Origin of the sequence: Aquimarina spinulae (assembly GCF_943373825.1) — a bacterium.
In the GTDB taxonomy this organism is placed as follows: Bacteria; Bacteroidota; Bacteroidia; order Flavobacteriales; family Flavobacteriaceae; genus Aquimarina; species Aquimarina spinulae.
The window spans coordinates 3,650,564-3,676,404 of the sequence record NZ_CALSBP010000002.1; the positions used below are offsets into that span (position 1 = coordinate 3,650,564).

The following is a 25,841-nucleotide window of genomic DNA, read 5'->3' on the forward strand; positions in this document are numbered from 1 at the left end:
ATTTTTAGTAATAAAAACTGCCCGAAAAAAATTCTCAGGCAGTTGGGTTAAATTCAAAAAAAAACTAAACAAATCTTATCTTTTGATAAATTTTCGAGTTACTTGTCCTTCTTTATTCTTAATGATTATAAAATAAACGCCGTTACTTAGATTACTAACATCGTAAGCTGTAGTTTCGTTGTTAGAATCTACTATATCAATTGTTTTTCCTAGAAAATCTGTAATGGTGATTTGTGTTTTTCCTCCATTTTTCGAGAATCCAGGATGTTGGATCGATAAAGAACCAGATGTAATAGGGTTGGGGTAGATCGTTATCTTTTGATTTGCTGTATAGATTTCATTGTCAATGAGATCACTATCCGTAGAACCAGAAGTAATTTTTAAATTATCGATAGCCATATCACTTCTGTAACTAGATCCTGTAGTTCCTTTAAGTTGCAATTTTATTGTAGATCCACTATAAGCAGATAAGCTTACGGTTTGAGAACTCCAACTATTTCCCTGGTTTCCATTTTTACTCCAGGCAGTGGTCCAGTTTACACCATCATTGGTAGATACACGCACCTCTAAAGTACCCATATTTGATCCATACATGTGATAATCAAAGCTAAGTTGTACATTTGATTCATTGGTTAAATCTACACAAGGGCTTGTTAATAAAGCTACTTTATTAGGATATCCATTTCCGCTACCAGAGGCTTCAGTAAAGATATAATTACTACCGTTAGTTGCAGAAGATGGCCCTGTACTAGATGATGGCGTACCATTGCTATCAACTGTCCAGTTTATATTATCACCGGTTTCTTGTGTCCATTCACCAATTCCAGATTCAAAACTTTCGTTATACGGAAAACTGGTAATCCCGTTACAAGAAGAAGGATTGGTTGTGGTTGTTTTGATTTTGATATTATCAATTGCTATATCACTTCTCCAGCTCGCTCCTGTTGTTCCTTTAAACTGCAATCTAATCACAGAACCAGAATATCCAGAAAGATTAACAATTGCTTGATTCCAGATGTCTCCTTTAGCTCCGTTTTGGGACCAAATAGAGGTGTAAGATGTTCCATCATTAGTACTTACCAAAACTTCTATAGTACCTATATCACTTCCTAACATATGGTATCCAAATTCTAAAGACATATTGCTAGCCTGACTTAAATCTATACATGGGCTGTTTAATATTGCTGTTTTGTTAGGGCTTCCGGCTGGTGTTACATTTGTAGATGCTTCTGTGTAAAGGTAGAAAGAACCGTTTTGCGCTGTAGAAGGCCCTGTTCCCGATGAAGGAGTTCCGTTAGAGTCTCTTGTCCATTCGATATCATCCCCTGTGGCATTGGTCCAATCTCCTAATCCAGATTCAAAACTTTCGCTATACGGAAAATTACTAATAGAGGTACATGCAGGTGGATTTGTTGAGCTGGTTAAATAAGCTCTGTCTGATTCTAATGACGCCACAATAGCATTTTGTTGTTGACTTGAGAATCCTCCGGTGCGACAACTTTTACGAGTGTAAGACATCACGTTGTTTACATCGGGTTGATATTGATCTCCATTAGCATCTGTTGCTGTTCCGGTATAATTACAACCAGAATTAACAAGGCCACTAAGTCTTGGATCTGCTGGGGTATCGCAGAAAAAATCTCCTGCAGAAGAGCAATTTGTTCGTCGCACAAGTTCTCTTCCATTAGATGTAGAATGTGTGTGCAGGATAGAAAAATAATGTCCTAATTCATGGGAAGAAGTAGAGCCGTTTTGTGAGCAAGAAGCATCTAATATTGCTCGGTTTCCGGTTCCCGGAAATTTAGCAAATCCACAGATGGTAGAACTCCCCGAAGTAACTTCAGAAAAGTAAAAAATATTGATAGCCTCTGCAACTTCATATTGTACTAGTTGACTATCATTATTTTTGTTAAAAGAATTATTCCAGCTAGTCTTGTCAATGTATTTGGTAGGTGCATATTCGTGAAATGAAATATTCATCGGAGCATACGTTGCATTTAGTTCATTCATTACATTTTGAATCTGTGCGCTGGATACTGCAGGAGAGCCTCCGCTCGAGTTACGCGAGACATGATGTTGTATTGGTAATGATACAGGTGTTGCTAAAGCCTTACTACCGTTATCAGTAATAGATTTAAGGCGTTTAAGCATAAAAGTATCGTAGTTTTTAGGCGGTTCTGCACCACAATCTTTTTCTTGAGCAAATCCGAATCGTATTGTTGTTAGCATGGCGAGCGCGAGAAAAACAACTGCTTGTTTTCTTGATTTCATAAGTTTGAGTTTGGTTATTTGTTAATGTTTTTTAATAGTTCTTATTAATAAAGACGTAAAAAAGCTAAATAACCCTTATAAAATCATTATTTGTGTTAAAAAGACAAGGATGAAGTGCTGAGGTTTTGTTTCCAAAAAGAAAATGAAACGTATCGTTGTTTTTATCTAAAATCTTCTAAAGCTTATTAAAAATATCCCAGATTACAACTCCTGCACTAACCGAAATATTAAGAGAATGCTTACTACCATATTGAGGAATCTCGATAACAGTATCACTTTCTGACACAACTTGCTGTTGGACACCCTTAACTTCATTACCAAAAATGATTGCGTATTTTTGATTACGTTCTGGAATAAAGTCATTTAACATAGTTGCATTTTCTGCCTGCTCGATAGATAAAATATTTACATGCTGTGATTTAAGACCCTGTATAAGTTCTAAAGTGTCTTTTTGATATTCCCAATCTACAGTATCGGTAGCTCCTAGTGCAGTTTTTTGAATATCTTTATGAGGAGGAGTAGCTGTTATACCGCAGAGGTATATTTTTTCTATCAAAAATGCATCTGCAGTTCTAAATACAGATCCAATATTGTTTAAACTTCGAATGTTATCCAGAATGATAATTAAAGGAGTCTTTTCTGATGCCTTAAATTCTTGTACAGTTTTGCGATCGAGTTCGTTATTTTTGAGTTTTCTGCTTCCTTCCATTATCGCAAAAATAGTATTTATCACAAATTCTACGATTGATACTCGATAAAACTTTGAGAATTCTTTGTGTTTTTTGAAACGAACTTTATGGTTAGACAATCATATATTTAAAACAAATTATGAAGTTCTTTATTCAATGTAGTGTAGGCCTCTTTTTATGTTGAGGAAAAATTGTGAATAAAATTGAATAACTCCTAACAGCTATATTTCAAAAAAAATAGAAGAATAGCTACTTTAGCATGATTCATAAAATTATACTTCATTGGCAGCAAAAAACGGAAAAAAAGTAACTCCATTAATGAAACAATACAATGCTATTAAGGCTAAGTATCCTGATGCATTATTGTTATTTAGAGTAGGGGATTTTTATGAAACTTTCGGAGCAGATGCAATTAAAGCTGCGGCTATTTTGAATATTGTTTTAACCAAAAGAGGTAATGGAAGTGAGCAGGAAACAGCATTGGCTGGGTTTCCGCATCATTCTTTAAATACGTATTTACCAAAATTGGTTAAAGCAGGTGAGCGAGTTGCTATCTGTGACCAGTTAGAAGACCCTAAACAGACCAAAACTATTGTTAAGCGAGGGGTGACAGAGCTTGTAACTCCAGGAGTTGCTCTTAATGACGAGGTATTACAGAGCAAAACCAATAACTTTTTATGTGCGTTGCACTATGGAAAAAAAGAATTAGGAGTAGCATTTCTGGATGTTTCTACAGGAGAATTTCTTACCGCTCAGGGTGATGTAGCGCATATGGATAAGTTGATGCAAAACTTTAACCCTAGTGAGGTTCTGATTAGCAAGCCAAAAAAGAAAGATTTTGAACAAGATTTTGGCCATGATTTTCATACATTCTTTATGGAAGATTGGGTATTTAAACCTGATTATGCAGATGAGACTGTAAACAAACATTTTGGTACAAAGACATTAAAAGGATTTGGAGTAGATCATTTGCAGGAAGGTGTTATAGCGGCTGGTGTAATTCTTCATTACCTTGGCGAAACCCAACATCATAAATTAAAACATATTACAGGGATCCAACGTATTGCAGAAGATCAGTATATCTGGATGGATCGTTTTACGATACGTAATCTTGAGCTATATCATGCCAATGCAGCAAATGCGGTAACTTTACTTGATGTTATAGATAAAACGATCTCACCTATGGGTGGTCGTACATTAAAACGTTGGTTGGCATTACCACTTAAGAATATTACTGCCATTCAAAAACGTCATGAAGTAGTGCAGTTTTTTTTGAATAACACATCATTGCATCAAAAAATTCAGCATCAGATTAAGCAGATAGGAGATATTGAACGATTGATTTCTAAAGTAGCTACCGGAAAAGTAAACCCTCGTGAGGTTATTCAGCTTAAAAACTCTTTGGAAGCAATTGTACCTATAAAATCACAAGCATCAAATAGTGATAACGAAGCGCTAAAAGTAATAGGAGAAACTCTTAGTGACTGTGAGCTATTACGCAATAAGATCAAAGAGACTTTAAATGAAGAAGCCCCCGTAAATGTGTTGAAAGGAAACACAATTGCTAATGGATATTTAGAAGAATTAGATGAGTTAAGGTCTATTGCTTTTTCAGGAAAAGATTATTTGGATAAAATGCTGGAGCGGGAAACTGAAACTACTGGCATTACTTCTTTAAAAATAGCTTCGAATAATGTATTTGGGTATTATATCGAGGTTCGAAATACCCATAAAGATAAAGTTCCTGATACCTGGATTCGTAAACAAACTCTGGTAAATGCAGAACGTTATATCACAGAAGAACTTAAGGAATATGAGGCCAAAATTCTTGGAGCAGAAGAAAAAATTCTGGCGCTAGAACAACAATTATTTGGCGACCTTGTACTCTGGATGAGTGAGTATATCAAACCTGTACAGCTAAATGCTACTTTAATAGGGCAACTAGATTGTTTATGTTCTTTTGCTCAGCTTGCTACAGAAAATCAATATGTACGCCCTCTAATCGATGAGTCGCATGATTTAGAAATTAAAAATGGTCGACATCCTGTGATCGAGAAACAATTGCCGCCAGGTGAGCAGTATATCGCTAATGATGTTCTGTTGGATAGAGATAATCAACAGATCATTATGATCACGGGCCCTAATATGAGTGGTAAATCTGCAATATTAAGACAGACTGCATTAATTGTGTTATTGGCGCAAATGGGATGTTTTGTTCCTGCGGAAGAAGCAAAGATAGGAGTGATCGATAAAATATTTACCAGAGTAGGAGCGAGTGATAATATCTCTATGGGAGAATCTACATTTATGGTAGAGATGAATGAAACTGCAAGTATCTTAAATAATATATCTGATCGTAGTTTAGTATTATTAGATGAGATTGGCCGAGGAACCAGCACCTATGATGGAATATCTATTGCCTGGGCAATTAGTGAATTTTTACACGAGTATCCGGCAAGGCCTAAGACCTTATTTGCTACACATTATCACGAGTTAAATGAGATGTGTGAGACCTTTGGTCGCATTAAAAATTATAATGTATCGGTAAAAGAATTAAAAGACACTGTTCTTTTTTTACGTAAACTAGTTCCTGGTGGTAGTGAGCATAGCTTTGGGATTCATGTAGCTAAAATGGCAGGAATGCCTCAGCAAGTTTTGCATAGAGCAAATAAGATGCTTAAGAAGCTTGAAAAATCGCATAGTAGCGAAGAACTTACCGATAAGATTAAAGGGATGCAGGAAGAAGACAAGGTGCAATTGAGCTTCTTTAATTTGGATGATCCTTTATTAGAAGAAATCAAAGAAGAAATTCTGGATATCGATATTGATACGCTTACTCCGGTAGAAGCATTAATGAAGCTTAATGAGATTAAACGTATGTTAACCAGGAAGAAAGCATCGCAGGTGTAAAAAAAAATATTCTTTTTTGTAAAAAGACTTTGGTATTACTAGAATTGTTTTAAATTTGCATCCGCAATAACGAGTTGCGAAGTTCTTAAAACATACTGCGAAAGTAGCTCAGGGGTAGAGCATCACCTTGCCAAGGTGAGGGTCGCGGGTTCAAATCCCGTCTTTCGCTCTGAGATAAAATATATACCAAGCTGAAGTGGTGGAATTGGTAGACACGTTGGACTTAAAATCCAATGGCCTGTAAGGCCGTGCGGGTTCAAGTCCCGCCTTCAGTACTTAAGACAACCCTTTGAAAAATCAAAGGGTTTCTTTGTTTTTAGACATCTCTTGCTTTTTTCTTCTTTTAGATTTAAAATCAATAATCTTAAAGAATGAGCTTTTCTTATACATTGGTTAGGAAAATTTTGTCCCACCCTGTTGAATTATTTATTAAGTAATTATTACTAAATTGATATTCAAGTAACACTAGAGCAGTTCCTGAAACTCCACTAAATAAAGTTGGATCAATCTCTTTCGTAATTAAAAAATAATTTTCATCAAATCCATAAGAAACATAGCCGTAAATTCCCCTACGTTTATCCTTTAAGGAGCCGTGTAATGTTTTTGTAATCCAATAATCAGTTTTTTTCAAATATTCTTTATTTTTTGTTAACTGAAATAACCTTCCATATAAATGAGCGACTCCAGAAGTTCCATTGCAAAATGATGTGTCTATTGCAGAAATTATTTTTTTTTGATAAATATCAGAGCCTTTAAGTGATCTATCTATAGTTTTGTTAAGTATCTGTAATCCATAATCAATAATGCTTTTTTCATTAAGAGTATAACCCGCTTTTACCAAAGAAAATCCCATAGTAATATCTCCATATGTCCAAGCAAGTTTTGAATGATCATAACCGTTAATAGGATTAAGATTTTCATCATATAAATGTGAAAACAATTTATTGCCTCCTACAACAGTTAATTCTTTGATTACATTAATGAGACTAAGAACAATTTCTCTTAAATCAAAAGTAGGATTGAAACGATAAGCAGATGATAAATATGAGATTATACTAGGGATTCCATGTGCTAAACCAATATTAATTACTCTATTTGAGGATTTTGAATTAGCATTAATATCGTACTCCGAAAGAGTATCGAACCAAATTTTTCCATACTTTGTTTTATTAGATAACTTTATCACTTTTTCAACTATTTTTTTTGTCATCTCTTTATTTCCAGATTCCAAAAAATATACCCCATAGCCAATTAAACCATACATTAAATCATAATGATCACACTGTAGAGTTAATTCTTTTAGTCTTGAATCAATAGGATATAGCAGTTCGTTTTGCTCCTCGAGGATGCCACAGTTTTCAAGCCATTTTAGCGACCATGCTAATCCACAAAGACCATTACTGAAATAATTAGATTGTACAGAGTTTTCTGTTTGTAATATTAACTCTTCGATTAGCCTCCATAATTCTGTTTGAATCTTTTCTTCATCAGAATATTGTAGATAGTTAGAAAGAAACATTATTTTACCTATCGATCCAAAGTATAATTGGGAATGTTTTTTAAGAATATTTTTTCGGATCAGTAATTCGTTTTTGATACCATCAATAACTGTCTTTAATTCATTCATATTAAAGTTTGTAACATGATTCTTGAAAATGAATATTCTTCTCATTAACAGAAATAGAAGAAAATTCTGTTGTATGTAATGAAAAAAATAATAATAAACCTTTTGGTACAATTTTGATATAGGCTATACATCCAAAAAATAAGATATATAGCCTATATTTTTGATAGTTAGAATTTAATTAGGAGGACAACAGGTGTTGCATTTAGAATTACAAGTTTTTTTCTTCCCACATTTATCACCAAATGAGGTGAAATCTCCCTCTATCGCATCGCCTCCTGCTCGGATATTAAGTAGATGTTTGTCATTTAGTGCAGAAATTGTCTTCTTGTTTAAAACTAGCTTTTTATTCATGATTTAAAAAATTTTGAATTAAGAGTGTTGCTAAAGTAATGATAATTAGGTAGATATGAACTTCTCCGATCAAAAAAATAAAACTGAAGACAGCTTTTTGTTTCAGAAACTTATGGTTTGTTCTTCTTTTAGCATAAAACAAGGGGTGATAGGTGGTGATATAAGGAGTTTTTTCTTCATATAATTTTGAGTACATCGCTCTTTATATGCTCATATCTTTACTTTATTTTTTCGAAGCATTAACCATATTCAGACTTAGAACCGTTCTAAACCCTAGATGCTCAAGCGAAGAATCCATACTAGTGGCCATTCGTGCGCTATTACGATAACTGGCACAATAAGAATCATTACATAAAAAAGAACCACCTTTTATGACTTTTTCTCGCAAAGCAGGATTATTAGGATTATATGGTTTTGCAGCACCCTTGGGATTATGAGTTAACCCTTGTTGTTTTAATTGATTGTAATACGTTGTATTGTACCAATCTTGTGTCCATTCCCAAACGTTTCCGGCCATATCATATAGGTTGTATGAATTAGGCGGATAGGAACGAACAGGAGCCTTATTTTCATAACCATCTACTTTGGTGTTTTGTAGTGGAAACTCTCCTTCCCATGTATTGGCATGACTACTTAAATCCTTGATGTCATTTCCCCAGAAAAAAATAGTGTTTTTTTCTTTACCTCGGGAGGCATATTCCCATTCGGCTTCAGTAGGTAATCTTCTACCTGCCCATTTGCAATATGCCACAGCATCTTCATAAGCAATATGTACAACAGGATATTCGTCTTTTCCTTCAATAGAACTTTCTGGACCTAAAGGGTGTTTCCAGTTGGCTCCAATCTTCCATAACCACCATTGAGAATAGTCGAAAAGGTTAGGAACACTCTTTTTTGTTTTTTTGAAAATAAGCGAACCGGGTTGCAATATAGAATCATGAGGTTTAGGAGCGTTGGGAGGTAATTGCTTTTTCATTTCTTCCCAAACAATCTCTCGCTCTGCGACTGTTATATAGTTTGTAGCATCAACAAATTTTTTAAATTGTGCATTTGTAACTTCTGTTATATCCATAAAAAAACCATCTACAGAAACAGGATGAGCAGGGGCTTCATGTTTCATGATCATAGGATCATTTTTTATAGCTCCTTGATTGAAACTTCCTCCAGGAATCCAAACCATTCCTTCTGGGATTGCCATTCCTTTTGGTAGATCTTTAATGATTTGTGTCTGTTGTTTAGTTGAGGTTTTTTCAACTTTTTTGAGCTCTTGTTCTTTTTTACAACTTGTAATTATTGCAAAAAAGATAAGTAGTAGTAGCTCTTTTCTATATCTTTTGCAGTATGTATCCCTATTCATGTAGTATTTGTGTTTTTATATCGAAGTTGTTTTAAGCTGGTGATTCAAATGTAATCTTTTTTAGATCATAAAAAGATAAAGTTTTTGGGATACTCTACAAAACGATAAAAGCTGCTTTTAATCGAAGATCAGTCTTTTAATTAGGCTGTTTTTCTATTTTTTGAAGTGCATAATTATATTTTAGTATCTAATTCTTAGGGAGTTACTTAAAATATTTCTAATGAAAAAGGAGCTAGATATTTCAGAGATCCAATTGATTATACGCAATTTAATCGCATTTATAGTGGTAGAAGGCAAAGAGTATGTGAGCGATAAAAAAAAGAAAGCATATGTAGCGGGATATGTACAGCTTTTGATAAAAACTATTCATCTTATCGATGATCAGGAAGAACTCTCTATAATAGAAGATATTGCAGAAGATATCTCGACTTATCTCGAATGAAAAAACACCACTACTGATTTTACTATGATCAAAGAGGGCTTTTTTACTGCGTTAAGAAAGCTCTCTTTTTTTTAAAGTAGTAATAACTTTTATATCTTATGCGTTTTAATATCCAAATCTATAGCGCTGTGAACGAACAAGATTATATTGAACGGTTAAAAAACGAAAATAAGTTACTTCAGGATAAGCTGGATAAAATTAATAAAGGGAAACAGAAAAAAAGAAGATTTAGATGGTGGCTCTTAAAAAAATCCAGTACTCCAATTTTTGGCAATCGACTTAAGAGAAGTATTAGTGCTGCTATTAATGAGTATAAAGAATATAAAACAGTTTCTGTAGATACAGTTTCTGATGTATCTTCTAGTGTAATCTGGCGAGTGACAAGAATTGGATTGTTTGCATTTTTATTTGCCATAGTTCCTTCATTGGTATTGATTTTTCAAACAAAGCTATTGCTAAATCAAAATAAATTAATTACCAGCCAGAATAACCTTGTAGAAGCAGACCGAAGATCATCATTGGTATTTGTAATGGGTGATGTTCTTACCGATTTAAATGAGGAATTAAAATATAAAGGTTCTGGTAGTCGTAATATAAGTAAAACATTAGAAGCTAGAATAGTTGGTTTGTGTATGGCGATGAAACCATATCGCTATATTGATGATGGAGTGTTGATTGATAAACCAATTAGTCCAGAACGGGGACAACTACTATTTACGCTTTTAAAAAGTGATTTGGGGCTAGAATCTTCACAGGATATTTTAAATTCTGCAGAGTTTAGATATACAAATCTTAGAAAGGTTAACCTGGGAAGAGGAGTTAATCTTAAATATGCACGATTAGATTACTCTGATCTAACAGAAGCTCAGATGCCTGCTGCAAATATGGAAAGCTGTGACCTTAAAGAAGTACGAATGAGTAAAATTAATTTATCAGACGGTAACTTAAAAAGAGTGCGATTGCATAATGCTAATCTACAACGGGCAGAATTGTTAAGTGTTGATTTTACAAATGCTAATTTGTATGGAGCAGACCTTAGTGGAGCCGATCTCTCTGAAGCGATATTGTGGGGAACCAAATTAGAAAATGCAAATTTAACAGATGCCATTTTGGATAATGTTATTGTAGATAGACAAGATTGGATAGCATATATTTCGGATACTTTGGACCTGGAAGGTGCTGGAGATATCGCAAAAAAATATAGGATTAAAAAACAAGGAAAGAAACAGTTTGTTCTCGTTCCCAAAAAATAATACTATTTATCGCTTGTAAAAATTAGGTCATGTACTTTTTTAACGAGCCAATTTCCTGCCGGAAAATATAATGCAAAGAATAAAGCCATCCCTAAACTGAAGTTTTGAGGGTTAAATATCTTATCTAGGATATTATCGGGATATGCATAGGATGATTGAAGCCAATACCCTAAAAATTCTAATATTCCCATTGCAACCAATCCATATGCATATTGCTCAAAAGAAGAGTATTGCTTTAAGATAATCGAAATAGGTACCATATATAAAATGTAACATGTAATTACTTGCCACCAGTATGTAAATCTGGCAATTTCTACTTCTGCTCCAAAACGATTCATTCCCATTCCCCATAGGAAATAAATAACAATATACGTTAGGATTAAAGTTTTTGGCACTTCTTTTAGAGTATCTATATGTTTAGATAATATTCTTTTCATCATGAAAATATATTTGAGCAATCATACGGAAAAACGGCTTTTTGGTAATACGATGTTTTTCTATTGCACTCTTGCGAATAATTGTTTCTAATTCTTTATTAGTAAAAGCTCGTTGTATAGCAATCAACCCATCCTTTTTTGCCATATCCGAAACAGGAAGTATAAAACGTATTGTTTTAAATATATGATACGCCATTTTACTTCTGTATAATTCACTAAAAATAATATGTTTTACGGTATTAGATTGTAACTTCTTTAAAAAATCGATTAGATTTTCGTTATTAAAATGATACATAAAATGGCTGCTGATCAACAAATCACAATCTGGTAACGCAAAATCCTTATCTAGAATATTAGCGGTATTAAAACTAATATGAGTAGGGTCAGGGTTATTTTGCCGCGCATAAGAAATGCTTTTAGGATTGCCATCAATTCCTGTAAATGTGGTTTTTATTCTATGCTTCTTTAGTATGTTAGAGATATGCATAATACAATCTCCACCACCACAACCAATATCAACAATATGAATTCTTTCTATCACAGGTTGCGTTTTACAATAATGCAGTATCGCTTTACTTAATTGTCTGTGATTGCCAAAATAAGTATTTATAAATTTTAAGCTGTCTAATGTAGAATTAAGTATTCCTCCTGATAGGGATAAATTGTCTAGTTGCTCAGGTTTATGTAGTCGAACTCTAAGGTTCACAATATTATATTAATTAATGATACAGGTGTTTTTAGTCCTTAGAATAATAATAACTTTACAAAAAAAGATGAAAATACGATGTTTAAAGCCGATATTAATGAAATAATTAGGAGGAGACGATCTGTTTTTCCTGCGCAATACAATGGTAAAACTGTATCTAAGGATCTGATTAAGATGTTGTTAGAGAATGCAAATTGGGCTCCAACGCATAAACTCACGCAACCCTGGCGTTTTAAGGTGGTAGAAGGAGAAGCCAAAGATCGATTGGGTGCATTTTTATCAGATACATATACCGATATCACTTCTGATGAAGATTTTTCTCCATTTAAGTATAATAAAATAATCAATAACTGTAAATCTGCCAGTGCGATAGTTGCGATCTGTATGCAACGAGATCCCAAGGAACGTGTTCCCGAGTGGGAAGAAGTTGCCTCGACTGCAATGGCAGTACAGAATATGTGGCTGACTTGCACGGCAAACGATATTGGTTGCTATTGGAGCAGCCCCAAATTAATCAACTATATGGGTGATTTTTTTGATTTTGAAGAAGGAGAACGATGTCTAGGTTTCTTTTATCTAGGGTATTATGATGAAGACGAGAAGAATACATCAAAACGAGAACCGGTAGAGAGTAAAGTACAATGGATGGAATAAAAAAACCATCCACATTGTGGATGGTTTTTATAAGTCATACGACTTATTGTATTTTAAAATATGACTACTGCTGAGTCATTTTTTTAGCAAGTGCTTGCATCTTTTCAGAACTAGCAGTCATATAGTCAGTCCATTTTTTAACATCATCACCAGATAATTTTCCAGCAATACCAGCAGCTTCTTCTCCAAGTTTTGATCCTTTTGTAGCAAGTCCAGCAAAAGCAGTCATATCTTTGCTTTCTACGATTTTTGCATATTCAGCCATATAAGCTTCATATTTTTCAACGTATGCTTTTACTTCCTCGTTGTCAAAATTAGGAACACCGTCAACGGCTTCTTCTACTTTTTCTGCAACTTCTTCGGCAGCTTCTTCTACTTTTTCTGCAACTTCTTCAACAGCTTCTTCTGCTGTATCAGCTGCTTCTTCAGCTTTATTAGCAGCATCTTTACAAGAGATTACTGTTAAAAATACTAGAGCTAAAGCTCCTAAAAAAAATTTTTTCATAATAAATAGATATAGTTAATTTTGGTTACTTAACGCCAAATCTAATACTTTATTTTATCTATTCGAAATTTAAGATGGGTAAAAAATACACACTGGTTTTTATTATTTGACAATTACATAGGCCTAAGTGCCTGTTATACTTGTAAATTAGGTGTTTATATAGGTGAAGATTTCTTAACAATATATTATTATAGGCTACTATTTTTCTCGGTTAAGTATTTCCAGTAGCGTTTTGGAAGGTGTTGTTTATGTAATTTGTTGTTTTTACGGGATTTTATGTTCACATTATTGTAGTATGTTCCCCATAGTTTTTGAAACTCGGTTTCGTTTTGAGCAAGTAGTCCTTCTGAAATACGAGTGTTTTTTCTAGAAAGCCCTTCGATAGTTACTGTTTCTACAGTGTTTAGATCATAGTAGATACCATAATTTCTTTTAACATCATAGATAACCCATTGCTGATCGGCATAGCGATCCTTAAAATGATGAATGATTAGAGGTAAAACATTAAAATCTGGTTCTACAGTCGCAGTGTATATATTATCACTGGTTAATTGAAAACGTACAAAAGCTTCCATTCTGTGCTTTTCCCGACCTACCATTCTCGCAACCTGGCTAATTTTTAAAATATCTTTATTGCCAAAATCAATATTCCTATTCTCTTTTTTGGTAAAAATATTTTGCATATAGCTCAATAATGTATTTTCTACACCTTTGATTTCACTTAAAAATACTTTAAAGAAATCCTGTTGTTCATTTCGGGTTGTTTTAGATTTAAACCCTTTCCATACTCTGGATGCTTTATGTTTCTCGGTAATAACCTCTTCTGTTATTGTAAATAGTTGAGTGTTGGTTTCTGATTCTTTTCTAATAACGGCATCAGATATTTTTTGATCATATACCATAAAAACACAACTTAAAAATCCTTCAAAACTTCCATCATATAGTAATATCGTTTGCGGATTCATAAGTATTAATATTAAGAGAAAAGACTCAACTGTTGATTAAAGTATTTTTTATACTTGCTATTAGAGCTTTTTAGGATTTTAGCTTTTAATGTATGGGGGTCATGATCTTTGTTATAAAAATCCTTAGAATTACAAGTGATAAAATATTGGGCTCTGTTTAGAGCTATACCAATGGCTTTAAGATGAGACCAATCTAAATTTCTAAATTTTCTGGCCTGCAGTATTTTAAATACCGATTGCATACCGATACCAGGAACCCGGGCCAATATCCTTTTATCTGCTTTGTTGATATCAATAGGAAAGAAATGTAGATTACGTAATGCCCAACTTAGCTTTGGATCTATATCCAAGTCCAGATTTTTGTATTTGTCATTCAATATTTCGTTAACAGAAAATCCATAAAATCTCAATAACCAATCGGTTTGGTAAAGACGGTTTTCTCTAAGGATAGGAACCTCAGTTCCTAAGGATGGTAACCGAGAGTCTGTCATAACAGGAATATATCCAGAGTAATATACTCGTCGCATATCAAATTTTTTATAGTAATAGGTTGCAGAATACATGATATCTCGATCACTCTCACCAGTTGCTCCAATGATCATTTGAGTACTTTGCCCTGCCGGAGCATATTTGGGAGTGTTCTTTATCGTTTTACGCTCTGCTTTATATTGAATGATTTCATTTTTAACCTTTTGCATAGGTTTTATAAAATCCTCATGTTTTTTATCTGGTGCTAAAAGTTTTAAGCCCGATTTGGTAGGGATTTCAATATTCACACTTAATCGATCTGCATATAATCCTGCCTCTCGCATCAATTCATCACTGGCGCCGGGAATAGATTTAAGATGGATATAACCATTAAAATTCTCTTCTAACCTGAGTTTTTTTGCCACAGCAACTAATCGCTCCATGGTGAAATCAGAGTTTTTAAATATCCCAGAGCTTAGAAATAGCCCTTCGATATAATTCCTTCTATAAAAATTAATAGTTAGATCAACTACTTCCTGAATTTTAAAAGCAGCTCTTTTAATATCATTACTTTTTCTGGTAATACAATATGCGCAATCATAAATGCAATGATTGGTAAGCAAAATTTTTAATAAGGAAACACAGCGTCCATCTTCTGTATAACTATGACAAATTCCGAAACCTGTATTATTCCCTAATCCTTTTTTGGTATTGGCTCTTTTACCTCCACTACTGGCACATGAAACATCATATTTTGCGGCATCTGCCAAAATGGAGAGTTTTTGACGTATTCGTTCAAACGACATAGATGCATTCTGTAGCGGTTTTTATTTGATTTTTTACAGTTCTTATGATTTCTTCTATATCAGTTAATATTTGATAATCTGTGAATCTAAGAACCGTAATTCCTAGCGAAGAAATAAATAACTTTTTTGGCGCATCTAAGTTGTGGATATCCGAGAACTCGTGTGCATAGCTATCAATTTCAATAGCAATTTTTGATGTGCCACAGTAAAAGTCAAAATTGTAATTTTTTACTGTCTTATTTCTAAGAAAATGAAACCCTTTTTCTATGAGTTTTTGATGAAGCTGGTCGATAGATGTAATAGAACTATCGAGTGAATGTCTAATGATTTTCTCTGATACTTTTTGGTATAAAGGAATGGTTTGTGAAGACATGGTAGATGTATTTAGTTGTAATTTTTCCAAATTTATGGAATTTTTCCAATAATATTAAAATAAAATTATGTTAAAATTGGAAATATTCCAAAATCTTGTATCTTTGCTACTAATTATCCCAGGTCACAGCACCATTTTTATATGATAATACTATTAAAATTTCGATTTTATGGATAATTCAACCAACCAAACCATAAAGCGTTTTAAACAAATTCGCGAGGAAAACCATTATACCCAATCTGATTTTGCCAAGGTTTTACAGATTAAAAATTCTACAGCAGATATAGAAAGGGGTAAGACTAAGATTTCAGGAAAAGTTGTAGCCAGATTATTACAGGAGTTTAATGTTAACCCCTTGTGGTTGTTTGGCGAGAGTACTCAAAAGAAAATACAATTACACCTGGGAGACGTATCTCCAAAAGTAGTGACTATAGATTCTCAGAATAATGAGAATATAGTTTTGGTAAATGTAAAAGCTGCAGCTGGATATCCTCATAATGTTCAGGATTTAGACTGGTATCAACAATTACCTGCATTTGATATTCCTTTACCAGAGTATCGAAATGCTACATACCGGGGCTTTCAGGTAGAAGGGGATAGTATGTTACCATTGCTTGAACCCAAAGAATGGGTGATTGGTAAAGCTGTAAATAACCTTTCTGAAGTAAGTAATAATACAATTTGTGTAATTGTTTTGGAAGATAGTGTAGTGGTAAAGAAAATTAGAAAAAATGCTGATGCTTCTATAATAACGCTAATCTCTTTAAATTCTGAATACTTACCTTATACGATTCAAACACATCAAATAGTTGAGCTTTGGGAGATAAATAGCAAATTAAGTTTTAATATTGATGCTAATACTGATGCCGCCAGTATGAAACAGCTACAAGAAGCGATGCAGGTATTAACCTCTGAGGTGAGAAGTTTGAAACACTAGTTTATGAATCCAGATTCTTGTGCATGTTTGATAGCTTCATCATAAGAGTGAACAAGTAGAATAGGAGAGACTGTAAAGGAATGTATAATCTTTTTAATTCGCTTTTCTTTTCGACGATGTTTTACGTTTCTTAAATAAATAGCCAAAATACGACCGGGATATTGCTCTGCTATTTTGGTATAAATATCAGCATCTTTTTCTCCACTATCTCCTATAAGAATAAATTTAAAATGTGGATACATCGTTAAAAGGTTTACAATTTCGGATTGCTTATGCGGAACTTTAGGTTTTGGTGTTTTATCAAATGGAGTTCTGAAATCTCTAAGTAAAATTGGGCCTTTTGGAAAATGATGCTTATTAAAAAATGCACTTAAATAATCATATAAATTCCATGGGCTATTACTCACATAAAAGAAAGGGTTAACAGGTGATCCTTTTGTGCCCAGGTGTAATTTTTTACAAAATTTTACGGTGCCTTCTATTGCAGTTCTTTTGTCAAAGTTTTTGAAAAGTGTATTCGCAATAACCCTCCATTTAAATAGTGAAGCGACACCTGTATGTATGATAGTGTCATCGATATCACTTATAATTGCAAATTCTGCTTGATCTGATGGTACAAGCATTTGGCTTTTAAATATGTTTTTGTTGCTTATTTCTTTATGCGTATTTTCCTTTTTGTAGGATACGCTATATGTAATCCAACCATTTTCATCTATATGGTTAGAAAGCGTAGGAATATCTAGTTCTAGATTATAATACCCTTCGAGATCCGTACGTGTTTCTATGACTTGTCCATTGGGTAATTTTAATGCTATCGAGATATCCCTAATTTCATCACTTTCAAGCTGCCTGTAGATATTCCTTAACGTTTTAAAAATGCTTTGATTTGTGCTAAAATCGATATTTTCATCTTCAAGAGCTCTTCCTGTTGCACGAAAAATAGAATTTGTGCCATAACCAAGATAAGTATTGATACGTAAAGCTTTTTTCTTAAACATGAAAAATATAAATTTTAATAATTTGTATAGTTACGTTTGATGCAATTTTATGTATTAGTCGTATTATTTTATTTTTTTTACTGAGAGATATCATAAAAATAAACAACCTCGCCCAAAGAGCGAGGTTGTCTTATACATTAATTTTAGGATTCTTATTTTATAGAAGCTTTAATTGCTTCAATTTCTGCTTTTACTTCAGCTTCTGATCCTTTTAATTCTTTTATATCACGTTTTACTTTTCCTTTTTCAGAAGTTTCTATGGTAACCGTAGCAGTTGCTAATTCACCTTCCATTTTCATACGAACTTCAATTTTCTTTTCAGAATCGTTATTTGCCGATTGTATCACTTCAATATTGTTAAATGCAACAGCAGTTTCAGAAGTATGTCCCCCTAAAATAGGAGCAATTACTAATCCTATAAGGCATGTTAATTTGATTAAAATGTTCATCGATGGGCCAGAGGTATCTTTAAATGGATCTCCAACAGTATCACCTGTTACTGCAGCTTTATGAGCATCAGAACCTTTATATGTCATTTCTCCATTAATCTCTACACCTGCTTCAAATGATTTTTTAGCATTATCCCAAGCACCACCTGCATTGTTTTGGAAAATAGCCCATAACACACCACTCACTGTAACTCCTGCCATATATCCTCCTAACATTTCTGCAATGGCTTTAGTGTCCATTCCAAAAAGCATTGGAATGAAAGCTATTACTAGTGGGAATCCAATAGTCAATAAACCAGGTAACATCATTTCTCTTAAAGATGCTTTAGTAGAAATAGCTACACATTTATCATATTCAGGTTTTCCTGTTCCTTCCATAATTCCAGCAATATCTTTAAACTGGCGACGTACTTCTTGTACCATTTCCATAGCAGCTTTTCCTACAGCATTCATTGCTAAAGCAGAGAATACTACTGGCACCATACCTCCAACAAATAACATTGCTAATACAGGTGCTTTGAAAATATTAATTCCGTCAATTCCTGTGAAGGTAACATAAGCGGCAAATAAAGCTAAAGATGTTAGTGCAGCAGAAGCAATAGCAAATCCTTTTCCTGTTGCTGCTGTTGTGTTTCCTACAGAATCTAGTATATCTGTTCGTTCTCTTACTATTGGTTCCTGTTCGCTCATTTCTGCGATCCCACCAGCATTATCAGATATTGGTCCAAAAGCATCAATAGCTAATTGCATAGCTGTGGTAGCCATCATCGCAGAGGCTGCTAGTGCAACTCCATAAAATCCTGCAAAGGCATAAGATGCCCAAATAGCTCCTGCAAATAATAACACAGAAGGGAATGTAGAAATCATTCCGGTTGCTAAACCAGCAATAATGTTTGTTCCAGCACCTGTACTTGATTGTTGTACAATTTTAAGAATAGGTGATTTACCTAGTCCAGTATAATATTCGGTTACAGAAGAGATTACTGCTCCAACTAACAAGCCAATTAAAGTTGCATAAAAAACTCTCATTGAAGAAATCTCTACAAGACCTTCTCCAAAGAATTCCATTTTCATTGTTTCAGGAAGCATCCATTTACATAATGCAAAACAGGCTACTGCTACTAAAATGATTGATGTCCAGTTACCAATATTAAGTGCTCCCATTACTTGAGCTTCTTTGGCATCATTACTTTTAATTTTGACAAGCATCGTACCTATTACAGAGATGATAATTCCAACACCAGCAATTGCCATAGGCAATAAGATTGGTCCAATACCTCCAAAAAGATCTGTAATAGAACCTCCCATATCTTTGATTACATAGTTACCTAATACCATAGCAGCAAGGACAGTTGCCACATAAGATCCAAATAAATCTGCACCCATACCAGCAACATCGCCAACATTATCACCAACATTATCAGCAATGGTAGCAGGGTTACGAGGATCATCTTCTGGGATACCTGCTTCTACTTTACCAACCAAATCTGCTCCTACATCTGCTGCTTTGGTATAAATACCTCCACCAACACGAGCAAATAGTGCAATAGACTCTGCTCCTAAAGAAAACCCGGCTAAGGTTTCTAAAACTACAGTCATTTTATCGGCAGAAGTCCATTCACCTCCCATAAAGACGTTATAAAATATAATAAAGAAAGTTGTTAATCCTAATACCGCTAATCCTGCAACACCAAGTCCCATTACTGTACCACCACCAAAAGAAATTTTAAGCGCATTTGGTAAACTAGTACGGGCTGCTTGAGTAGTTCTAACATTTGTCTTGGTAGCGATTTTCATCCCTATGTTTCCTGCAAAGGCAGAGAATACTGCTCCAAAAATAAAAGCGATCACAATCAGCCAGTGTGTTGTATCTACTACTATAGAAACTATAAATAATAAAACACTTACTATTACAACGAATATTGCAAGTAATTTGTATTCTGCATTTAAGAAAGCTAAAGCACCTTCATAAATATGATCCGAAATTTCTTTCATTTTACCATCACCTGCATCTTGTTTCATTACCCAAGATTTTTTGATAAGCATATAAACTAGCCCTAGTAATGCCAAAACAATGGGCATATAAATCATATTCGATTCCATTAAGTATATTTTAAGTTAATTAGTCGCTAAAAGTAGTAAAAATACCCTAAATACGAAAGATAGTTAGAGGGCAATAATTTTAAATAATCGATTGTACGAAAAATGGAAAAAACTACTGTTTTCGGGGAGTAAATTATGATAATACTGCCTTATATTGTATAAGTTTTAAAAAAACAGGAAAATATATGTTTTTATATTTTTACAGAACTGCCTTTCTGATAGTGTTTTATAGTTTGTTTTTTATAGGTTATACAAATGCTCAATATGCATTCGAGGACTATTCTGCTCCGTCCTATAAAACATATAATAAGTGGGAAGAGTATGATAGAATAGACACTAAAGGAACCTATGATTGTACCTTGTCGATAGACGAGTTTTTTGATAATAAAGATGACTTAACTATTCAATTAACTTGGTTTGTTGCCCAAATCGATTTTGGTTTGATTCGTATTTTTCGAAATAAGAGAGAGATTCAAAAAATAAAACAACCAGGTTCATTTTCTCCCTTAACTATGAAAGGAGGACTTGTTTTGGTGTCAGATATAAATGGCGATGGATATAAAGATATAAAGCTAATACAGCAAGGCACAGGAAATGGAGTGATGGGTATGCTGGTTAAGGTTTTGTATTTATTTCAAAAAAGTGATGTATTATTTCAAAAAATATCTTTTGATGATATGACATTTGAAAAACACAGATCAGAAAGAGATGTTGATAATGATGGGAACTACGAAATCATAACAATGAATCTGGAACAATCCAATGGACATAGTTATTGGGCTTTTAATGTTTTTGAATATGCCGATGGAAATTTAAGAAATGTAAATGATAAAGTAGGGTATCCAATGGTTGTCCAATATACATACAAAAGGAATTATGAAATTACTCAGCATATGAGTACGCTTCAAATGAAAAAGTATAAAAGAGAGTTTCCTTCTGGGTATGATGTAAAATAAAAAGCATGATGTTTTCTTTACATAGACATCATGCTTTTTTAGCCCTTAGGATTGATGTTTAGTAAATACTAAATAATCCTTTTGGTTTATTTTCAAGTTCGTCAAAACGTTTAATACAGGCCTTGATAATATCTTTAGCTTCATCAATATTACCCCATCCACCTACATCAACTTTTTTTCGTTCTAAATCTTTATATACCTGAAAAAAGTGTTCTATTTCTTTTATTAAATGAGGGTTCATTTCTTTTAAATCTGCCAGTCGACTAGCTATAGGATCAGAAACGGGGACACAGATGATTTTTTCGTCAGGTCCTTTTTCGTCTGCCATATGAAAAACACCAATAGGTTTAACTTCCATTACACAACCAGGAAATGTTGGTTCTGTAACTAACACTAAAACATCCAGAGGGTCTCCGTCTAAGGCTAGAGTTTCGGGGATAAATCCATAATCTGCAGGATACATCATAGAGGAAAAGATCATACGATCGTATCTGATTTTTTTTATATCAAAATCATACTCGTATTTGTTTCTACTTCCTTTTGGTATTTCAATTAGTACGTCAAAGCTTTCTTTAGTAGCTGCGCTCATAATTACATTCTCTTTTTAATGGGCGGCAAATATAGGTATTACAAGGGGTTAGTTAAAATTTATAAAGAAAAATTATTGCTTTTTTAGTTAAATCTTAAAATTGTGATAACCTAAAAGGTTTTTAGATAAAAATACACGGTAACAATACAGAAAAATATAATGATTGTAAGGTGCAAACAATGTTTTGAAAAACCGTGATATAGTAATCTTTTTTAGAAATAAAACCCAAAAGATCCGGTAACTCCAAATTTACGAGCATCAGGATTGTCAAAATAATTTCCTCTAAAATGAAAATCTATTCTGAAAATTTTAAAAATATTCCCTACACCCAAACTATACTCCCAATATACTTTATCGTTAGGAGCTCCTACAGATTGTAAAAAGCCTGAAGCATCGAGTGCTATATTTTCATCAGATAATTCTCCCCAAACACCTCTTATACCGACTAGCTCCCTAAGGTTAAGTTTTCTTAGTAGCGGAATTCTTGAAAATATTCTACCATTAAAATTATGTTCTAAGTGAAGAGAAGTATAAGTATCTGTAACAAATTCATAATAGTTTAATAATGGAAAAGTATTATATATAGAAAGATAAGTTTGATTTCCTGGGATAACACTTAATAAACCAAGTGGGACTTCGCCAAATGTTTTTCCTATTTCTAATGAGCTGTTTAATACACCAAAACCTCCAATGTTCCATGGTTGTTGATAGAAAAATTGTAGTTTTTGATACTCAAAATCACTTTCGATCAAGCCCTTTACACCAACACTATAGTTTAAGAATAAAGTTGAAAAATCACCATCATTTACAACAATTCTATCTACACCATAACCAGTAGTTTTTCTACCAGGTGTATATGTAATTTGAGTTGCTATTTCGGTTTGTTTGATTTGAGTTCGCAATTCATTGGTTTCGGGATCAAGAAAATCTAAGCTGAATAAAGAAGGGTCTGCTGGTTTTAAAGTTCTGTATGATCCTGTTATTCCTACTGTTAAGTTTTTCTTGGGTTCTATTTGCATAGAAAATGCAGACAGATTGATAGATGTAAGCCTATCATTATCTCCGGTAGCGATAACAGAAGAGGAGGCCAGACTTCTTCCTTCAACATTATTAGTATTGGTTAGACTGGCGCCAAGTTGCTCTACATCTCGTCGGTTTCCGGCAGCTACGATAAGTCTTGATTTCCGATCCACAAGATATTTACCCGAAATTCCATATTTAAACTTATTGTCTTTAAAACCGTAAGCGCCATAACCTTCTATACGCCATCTATCATTAGCAGTAAAATATGTTCTACCACCTGCTCTAAGCCTAAACCCTTCAATATCATTAAATCCTATAGTATTAAAAAGAGGGCCAAAATCAAAACCATTAAACTCTACATATCCCGAAGCTAATATGGTCCCTATATTATAGAGTCGTTTAAAAGCTTTTACCGTCTTAAGGGTATCGAGTAGTTTGTATACTTTTTGTTCATCCTTATTCAGTTTTTCCATTCTGGCATTAGCCCAGAAAGAATCCTCTCTGTTATAGATATCCTGGTCATATGGATCTACCTGACTTTGATAGAATTTTTTATCTTTTTTTATGTCAAATTTATAATTGTCATATAAAGTTGTTCTTTTACCATATACTCCACGTGATTTTTCTTTCTTACTAAAAGCAAAGTCAGACTGAAAATAATCTTTGGTAATTAGAAAAATAGAATCATTTAAGACATCGAACTCTTGTTCGATATATAAATCTTTTACCCAGTTAATATTGGCACTTTTTGTAACTTCCAGATTTATTTCTTTAATGGCCCAGGTAGTATCATTAACCCAAAAATCTCCTTTAAAAGTCAACTCATTTTTTCTTCTGGGGTAATATATAATGTTATAACACCATTTATTATCTATATATGCACTATCTGTTAAGACATAGTTATATACACTAATCCCAGTTCGAGATAATGGACTGGTAAAGCTTTTATCAAAGAATTTTAGATAGTTTTCATAAACGTCATAGTCAGAGTACAAGTCTTTAACAAATGCAATTAAAGTTTGATTATCACTAAATCCAGCATTTTTATTTCCTGCCAATACTTCTTTCTCTTCATTAATTAAATTATCACCATATACTTTAGAAAGAGCTTCATTAAGAAAAATGGGTAAATAGGTTTTTCCGGTTATTCTCGATGTATCTACATCATCAAAAATAAATTCCATACCATTAAAAATCCTACTATTGACCAAAGCACTATCAATAGTATTAAGGTCAAATTCTAATTTTTCATATTTATCATAGGTGTATTGTTTAAACTTCTTAACTCCGTTTTCCCGTCGGTTTTTCCAGATTTTTCTTAGAATATCAATCGCGGGATTATTTTTTTTAGAAGTTTTTCCTTTGTAGATAACAACTTCATCCAATGCAGCGGCCTCCTCTTCGAGGATGATTTCCATCTTATAGGTAACCCGCTTGGTTAGCTTTATAGTTTTGGTTTTAAAACCAATAAAAGAAACTTTAACATTAGAATAATTGTTGTCAGATTCCATATAAAACCTACCGTTTTCATCGGTTATAGTTCCTATTGTAGAATTTGCAAATACAATATTAGCAAAAGGAACAGGTTGCTTATTACTATCATAAACCTGGCCACCAATTTTAGTTTGTGAATAAAGAAATGTACAACTCAATAAAGTAAAAAGTATTCCTAAAATCAAATGTCTCATCTAATACTATATAAGATTAATACTTGCAATAATTAGTGGATCACCTCAATTTTTGGGCCATTTTTATATTTGATGATGTTCCGAAAACTGATGAAACGCAAAATAAAGGAGTTCATTTTATTTATACATTACTTTTTTAACAGCTTTAACAACATCTTTACTATTAGGCAACCATTCTTCTAATAGTTGTGGAGAATATGGAGTTGGTGTATCTGCGGTGTTGATTTTTAAGATAGGTGCATCCAAGTAGTCGAAAATATTAGATTGTACCTGATATGTGATTTCTGAAGAGATATTAGCTAAAGGCCAAGCTTCCTCAAGAATAATTAGTCGATTTGTTTTTTTAACAGAAGTAAATATAGCGTCAAGATCTAGAGGGCGAACAGTTCTTAGGTCTATAATCTCACAAGAGATATTTTCTTTAGCGAGTTCATCTGCTGCTTTATACGCTTCTTTAATAATTTTTCCAAATGAAACAATAGTAACATCGTTACCTTCTCTCTTTGTTTCCGCTACTCCAAGAGGAATGGTAAACTCACCTTCTGGTACCTCGCCTTTATCGCCATACATTTGTTCACTTTCCATGAAGATAACAGGATCGTTATCTCTGATGGCAGATTTTAATAATCCTTTTGCATCTTTTGGATTTGAAGGAACCACTACTTTTAATCCTGGTGTGTTGGCAAACCAATTTTCAAAAGCTTGTGAGTGTGTAGCACCCAATTGACCTGCAGAAGCAGTAGGGCCTCTAAAAACAATAGGAATATTAAATTGACCACCACTCATTTGGCGCATTTTTGCAGCGTTGTTAATGATTTGATCTATTCCTACTAATGAAAAATTAAACGTCATGAATTCGATAATGGGTCTATTACCATTCATAGCACTACCAACACCAATACCTGAAAAACCTAACTCAGAGATAGGAGTGTCAAGAACCCGATCCGGACCAAACTCGTCCAGCATGCCTTTACTTGCTTTATACGCTCCGTTATATTCTGCAACCTCTTCACCCATTAAATATATGGATTCATCTCGTCGCATTTCTTCAGTCATTGCTTCGCAAATCGCTTCTCTGAATTGTATGGTCTTCATGTGCTTGTTTTTATTATTTTTAGTCGACACCGTTTATTTTTAGAATTAAAATGATTAATAAATGTAATCGTAATAATCATTTTAATTATTCAGATTTTATTTGAAAAAAATATTTTGTGCCATAACGAAGGCAAAAGTAGCAATTAAAACCCTTTGATAGGGGGAGAATATTGAAAAAATTTATTATGC

At 33.5% G+C, this 25,841-nt stretch carries 22 protein-coding genes and 2 tRNA genes; 8 read left to right on the top strand and 16 right to left on the bottom strand.

All coding sequences use genetic code 11. The features are described 5' to 3' along the window. Nucleotides 1-75: 75 nt before the first annotated feature. Both NNH57_RS21125 and NNH57_RS21130 read right to left on the bottom strand, forming a co-directional pair. Nucleotides 76-2,271: a T9SS-dependent choice-of-anchor J family protein gene (locus tag NNH57_RS21125; protein ID WP_108807888.1), complete on the bottom strand. Its 2,196-nt coding sequence runs from the start codon at nt 2,269-2,271 to the stop codon at nt 76-78. Nucleotides 2,272-2,446: 175 nt separating this feature from the next. Further along, nucleotides 2,447-2,980, bottom strand: coding sequence for an RNA methyltransferase (locus NNH57_RS21130; protein ID WP_074409617.1), 534 nt, complete (start codon nt 2,978-2,980; stop codon nt 2,447-2,449). A 298-nt stretch (nt 2,981-3,278) separates the two neighbouring features. Here NNH57_RS21130 and mutS point away from each other — a divergent pair, with 298 nt between their 5' ends. The 3 genes from mutS (at nt 3,279) to NNH57_RS21145 (ending at nt 6,145) form a co-directional block, all read left to right on the top strand. Further along, nucleotides 3,279-5,870 carry a DNA mismatch repair protein MutS gene (mutS, locus tag NNH57_RS21135; protein WP_108808224.1) on the top strand — a complete coding sequence of 864 codons (2,592 nt, stop codon included), beginning with the start codon at nt 3,279-3,281 and terminating at the stop codon, nt 5,868-5,870. Between the two features lie 97 nt (nt 5,871-5,967). Beyond that, nucleotides 5,968-6,039 (top strand) — tRNA-Gly (locus NNH57_RS21140). Nucleotides 6,040-6,060: 21 nt separating this feature from the next. After that, nucleotides 6,061-6,145: transfer RNA gene (locus NNH57_RS21145), tRNA-Leu, on the top strand. A gap of 107 nt (nt 6,146-6,252) precedes the next feature. On the opposite strand, the gene NNH57_RS21150 is transcribed toward NNH57_RS21145, so the two are convergent. The 3 genes from NNH57_RS21150 to NNH57_RS21160 all read right to left on the bottom strand — a co-directional run bounded on the left by NNH57_RS21150 (nt 6,253) and on the right by NNH57_RS21160 (nt 9,205). Further along, nucleotides 6,253-7,497 (bottom strand): lanthionine synthetase LanC family protein, encoded by a 1,245-nt coding sequence (locus NNH57_RS21150; RefSeq protein WP_074409616.1) that lies wholly within the window; start codon nt 7,495-7,497, stop codon nt 6,253-6,255. Nucleotides 7,498-7,671: 174 nt separating this feature from the next. Continuing rightward, entirely contained in the window at nt 7,672-7,848 is a 177-nt protein-coding gene (locus NNH57_RS21155) for a class I lanthipeptide (protein ID WP_199915416.1), read from the bottom strand. A gap of 223 nt (nt 7,849-8,071) precedes the next feature. Beyond that, complete coding sequence (locus tag NNH57_RS21160) at nt 8,072-9,205, bottom strand: formylglycine-generating enzyme family protein (RefSeq protein ID WP_108807887.1); 1,134 nt, start codon at nt 9,203-9,205, stop codon at nt 8,072-8,074. Between the two features lie 220 nt (nt 9,206-9,425). Between NNH57_RS21160 and NNH57_RS21165 the strand changes: the two genes are divergently transcribed. Both NNH57_RS21165 and NNH57_RS21170 read left to right on the top strand, forming a co-directional pair. Next, nucleotides 9,426-9,647 carry a hypothetical protein gene (locus NNH57_RS21165; RefSeq protein WP_074409613.1) on the top strand — a complete coding sequence of 74 codons (222 nt, stop codon included), beginning with the start codon at nt 9,426-9,428 and terminating at the stop codon, nt 9,645-9,647. A gap of 128 nt (nt 9,648-9,775) precedes the next feature. Then, complete coding sequence (locus NNH57_RS21170) at nt 9,776-10,900, top strand: pentapeptide repeat-containing protein (protein ID WP_159099217.1); 1,125 nt, start codon at nt 9,776-9,778, stop codon at nt 10,898-10,900. Between the two features lie 2 nt (nt 10,901-10,902). Here the strand turns inward: NNH57_RS21170 and NNH57_RS21175 are convergent, their stop codons facing one another. Together NNH57_RS21175 and NNH57_RS21180 are read right to left on the bottom strand one after the other, a co-directional pair. Then, on the bottom strand, nt 10,903-11,340 hold the full coding sequence (locus NNH57_RS21175) for a hypothetical protein (RefSeq protein ID WP_234423368.1): 438 nt from the start codon (nt 11,338-11,340) through the stop codon (nt 10,903-10,905). Continuing rightward, nucleotides 11,318-12,043 carry a methyltransferase domain-containing protein gene (locus NNH57_RS21180; protein ID WP_108807884.1) on the bottom strand — a complete coding sequence of 242 codons (726 nt, stop codon included), beginning with the start codon at nt 12,041-12,043 and terminating at the stop codon, nt 11,318-11,320. Before NNH57_RS21180 ends, NNH57_RS21175 begins: the two co-directional genes overlap by 23 nt. Nucleotides 12,044-12,121: 78 nt before the next feature. Here NNH57_RS21180 and NNH57_RS21185 point away from each other — a divergent pair, with 78 nt between their 5' ends. Beyond that, nucleotides 12,122-12,697, top strand: a complete 576-nt coding sequence (locus NNH57_RS21185; protein ID WP_108807883.1) for a nitroreductase family protein — start codon at nt 12,122-12,124, stop codon at nt 12,695-12,697. 64 nt (nt 12,698-12,761) lie between these two features. Here NNH57_RS21185 and NNH57_RS21190 read toward each other — a convergent pair whose 3' ends face one another. The 4 genes from NNH57_RS21190 to NNH57_RS21205 form a co-directional block, all read right to left on the bottom strand. After that, nucleotides 12,762-13,202 carry a hypothetical protein gene (locus NNH57_RS21190; RefSeq protein WP_199915415.1) on the bottom strand — a complete coding sequence of 147 codons (441 nt, stop codon included), beginning with the start codon at nt 13,200-13,202 and terminating at the stop codon, nt 12,762-12,764. Nucleotides 13,203-13,390: 188 nt separating this feature from the next. Then, nucleotides 13,391-14,167, bottom strand: a complete 777-nt coding sequence (locus tag NNH57_RS21195) for a TIGR03915 family putative DNA repair protein (RefSeq protein ID WP_108807882.1) — start codon at nt 14,165-14,167, stop codon at nt 13,391-13,393. 11 nt (nt 14,168-14,178) lie between these two features. Next, nucleotides 14,179-15,441 (bottom strand): putative DNA modification/repair radical SAM protein, encoded by a 1,263-nt coding sequence (locus NNH57_RS21200; RefSeq protein ID WP_108807881.1) that lies wholly within the window; start codon nt 15,439-15,441, stop codon nt 14,179-14,181. Next, entirely contained in the window at nt 15,431-15,844 is a 414-nt protein-coding gene (locus NNH57_RS21205) for an endonuclease domain-containing protein (protein WP_108807880.1), read from the bottom strand. Before NNH57_RS21205 ends, NNH57_RS21200 begins: the two co-directional genes overlap by 11 nt. Before the next feature lie 139 nt (nt 15,845-15,983). Here NNH57_RS21205 and NNH57_RS21210 point away from each other — a divergent pair, with 139 nt between their 5' ends. Next, on the top strand, nt 15,984-16,751 hold the full coding sequence (locus NNH57_RS21210) for an XRE family transcriptional regulator (protein WP_108807879.1): 768 nt from the start codon (nt 15,984-15,986) through the stop codon (nt 16,749-16,751). Here the strand turns inward: NNH57_RS21210 and NNH57_RS21215 are convergent. Both NNH57_RS21215 and NNH57_RS21220 read right to left on the bottom strand, forming a co-directional pair. Further along, complete coding sequence (locus NNH57_RS21215; protein ID WP_074409603.1) at nt 16,748-17,749, bottom strand: App1 family protein; 1,002 nt, start codon at nt 17,747-17,749, stop codon at nt 16,748-16,750. The two genes, NNH57_RS21210 and NNH57_RS21215, sit on opposite strands and share 4 nt — an antisense overlap. Nucleotides 17,750-17,901: 152 nt before the next feature. Next, complete coding sequence (locus NNH57_RS21220; RefSeq protein ID WP_074409602.1) at nt 17,902-20,301, bottom strand: sodium-translocating pyrophosphatase; 2,400 nt, start codon at nt 20,299-20,301, stop codon at nt 17,902-17,904. Between the two features lie 185 nt (nt 20,302-20,486). Here NNH57_RS21220 and NNH57_RS21225 point away from each other — a divergent pair, with 185 nt between their 5' ends. Continuing rightward, nucleotides 20,487-21,257 (top strand): hypothetical protein, encoded by a 771-nt coding sequence (locus NNH57_RS21225; protein WP_074409601.1) that lies wholly within the window; start codon nt 20,487-20,489, stop codon nt 21,255-21,257. Nucleotides 21,258-21,315: 58 nt separating this feature from the next. On the opposite strand, the gene NNH57_RS21230 is transcribed toward NNH57_RS21225, so the two are convergent. The 3 genes from NNH57_RS21230 to NNH57_RS21240 form a co-directional block, all read right to left on the bottom strand. Continuing rightward, the gene (locus NNH57_RS21230) at nt 21,316-21,846 is read right to left on the bottom strand and encodes an inorganic diphosphatase (RefSeq protein WP_074409600.1); all 531 of its coding nucleotides are present in this window, start codon (nt 21,844-21,846) and stop codon (nt 21,316-21,318) included. 212 nt (nt 21,847-22,058) lie between these two features. Continuing rightward, nucleotides 22,059-24,557: a DUF5686 and carboxypeptidase-like regulatory domain-containing protein gene (locus NNH57_RS21235; protein WP_074409599.1), complete on the bottom strand. Its 2,499-nt coding sequence runs from the start codon at nt 24,555-24,557 to the stop codon at nt 22,059-22,061. Nucleotides 24,558-24,674: 117 nt separating this feature from the next. Next, complete coding sequence (locus NNH57_RS21240; protein ID WP_255412038.1) at nt 24,675-25,682, bottom strand: pyruvate dehydrogenase complex E1 component subunit beta; 1,008 nt, start codon at nt 25,680-25,682, stop codon at nt 24,675-24,677. Nucleotides 25,683-25,841 lie beyond the last annotated feature (159 nt).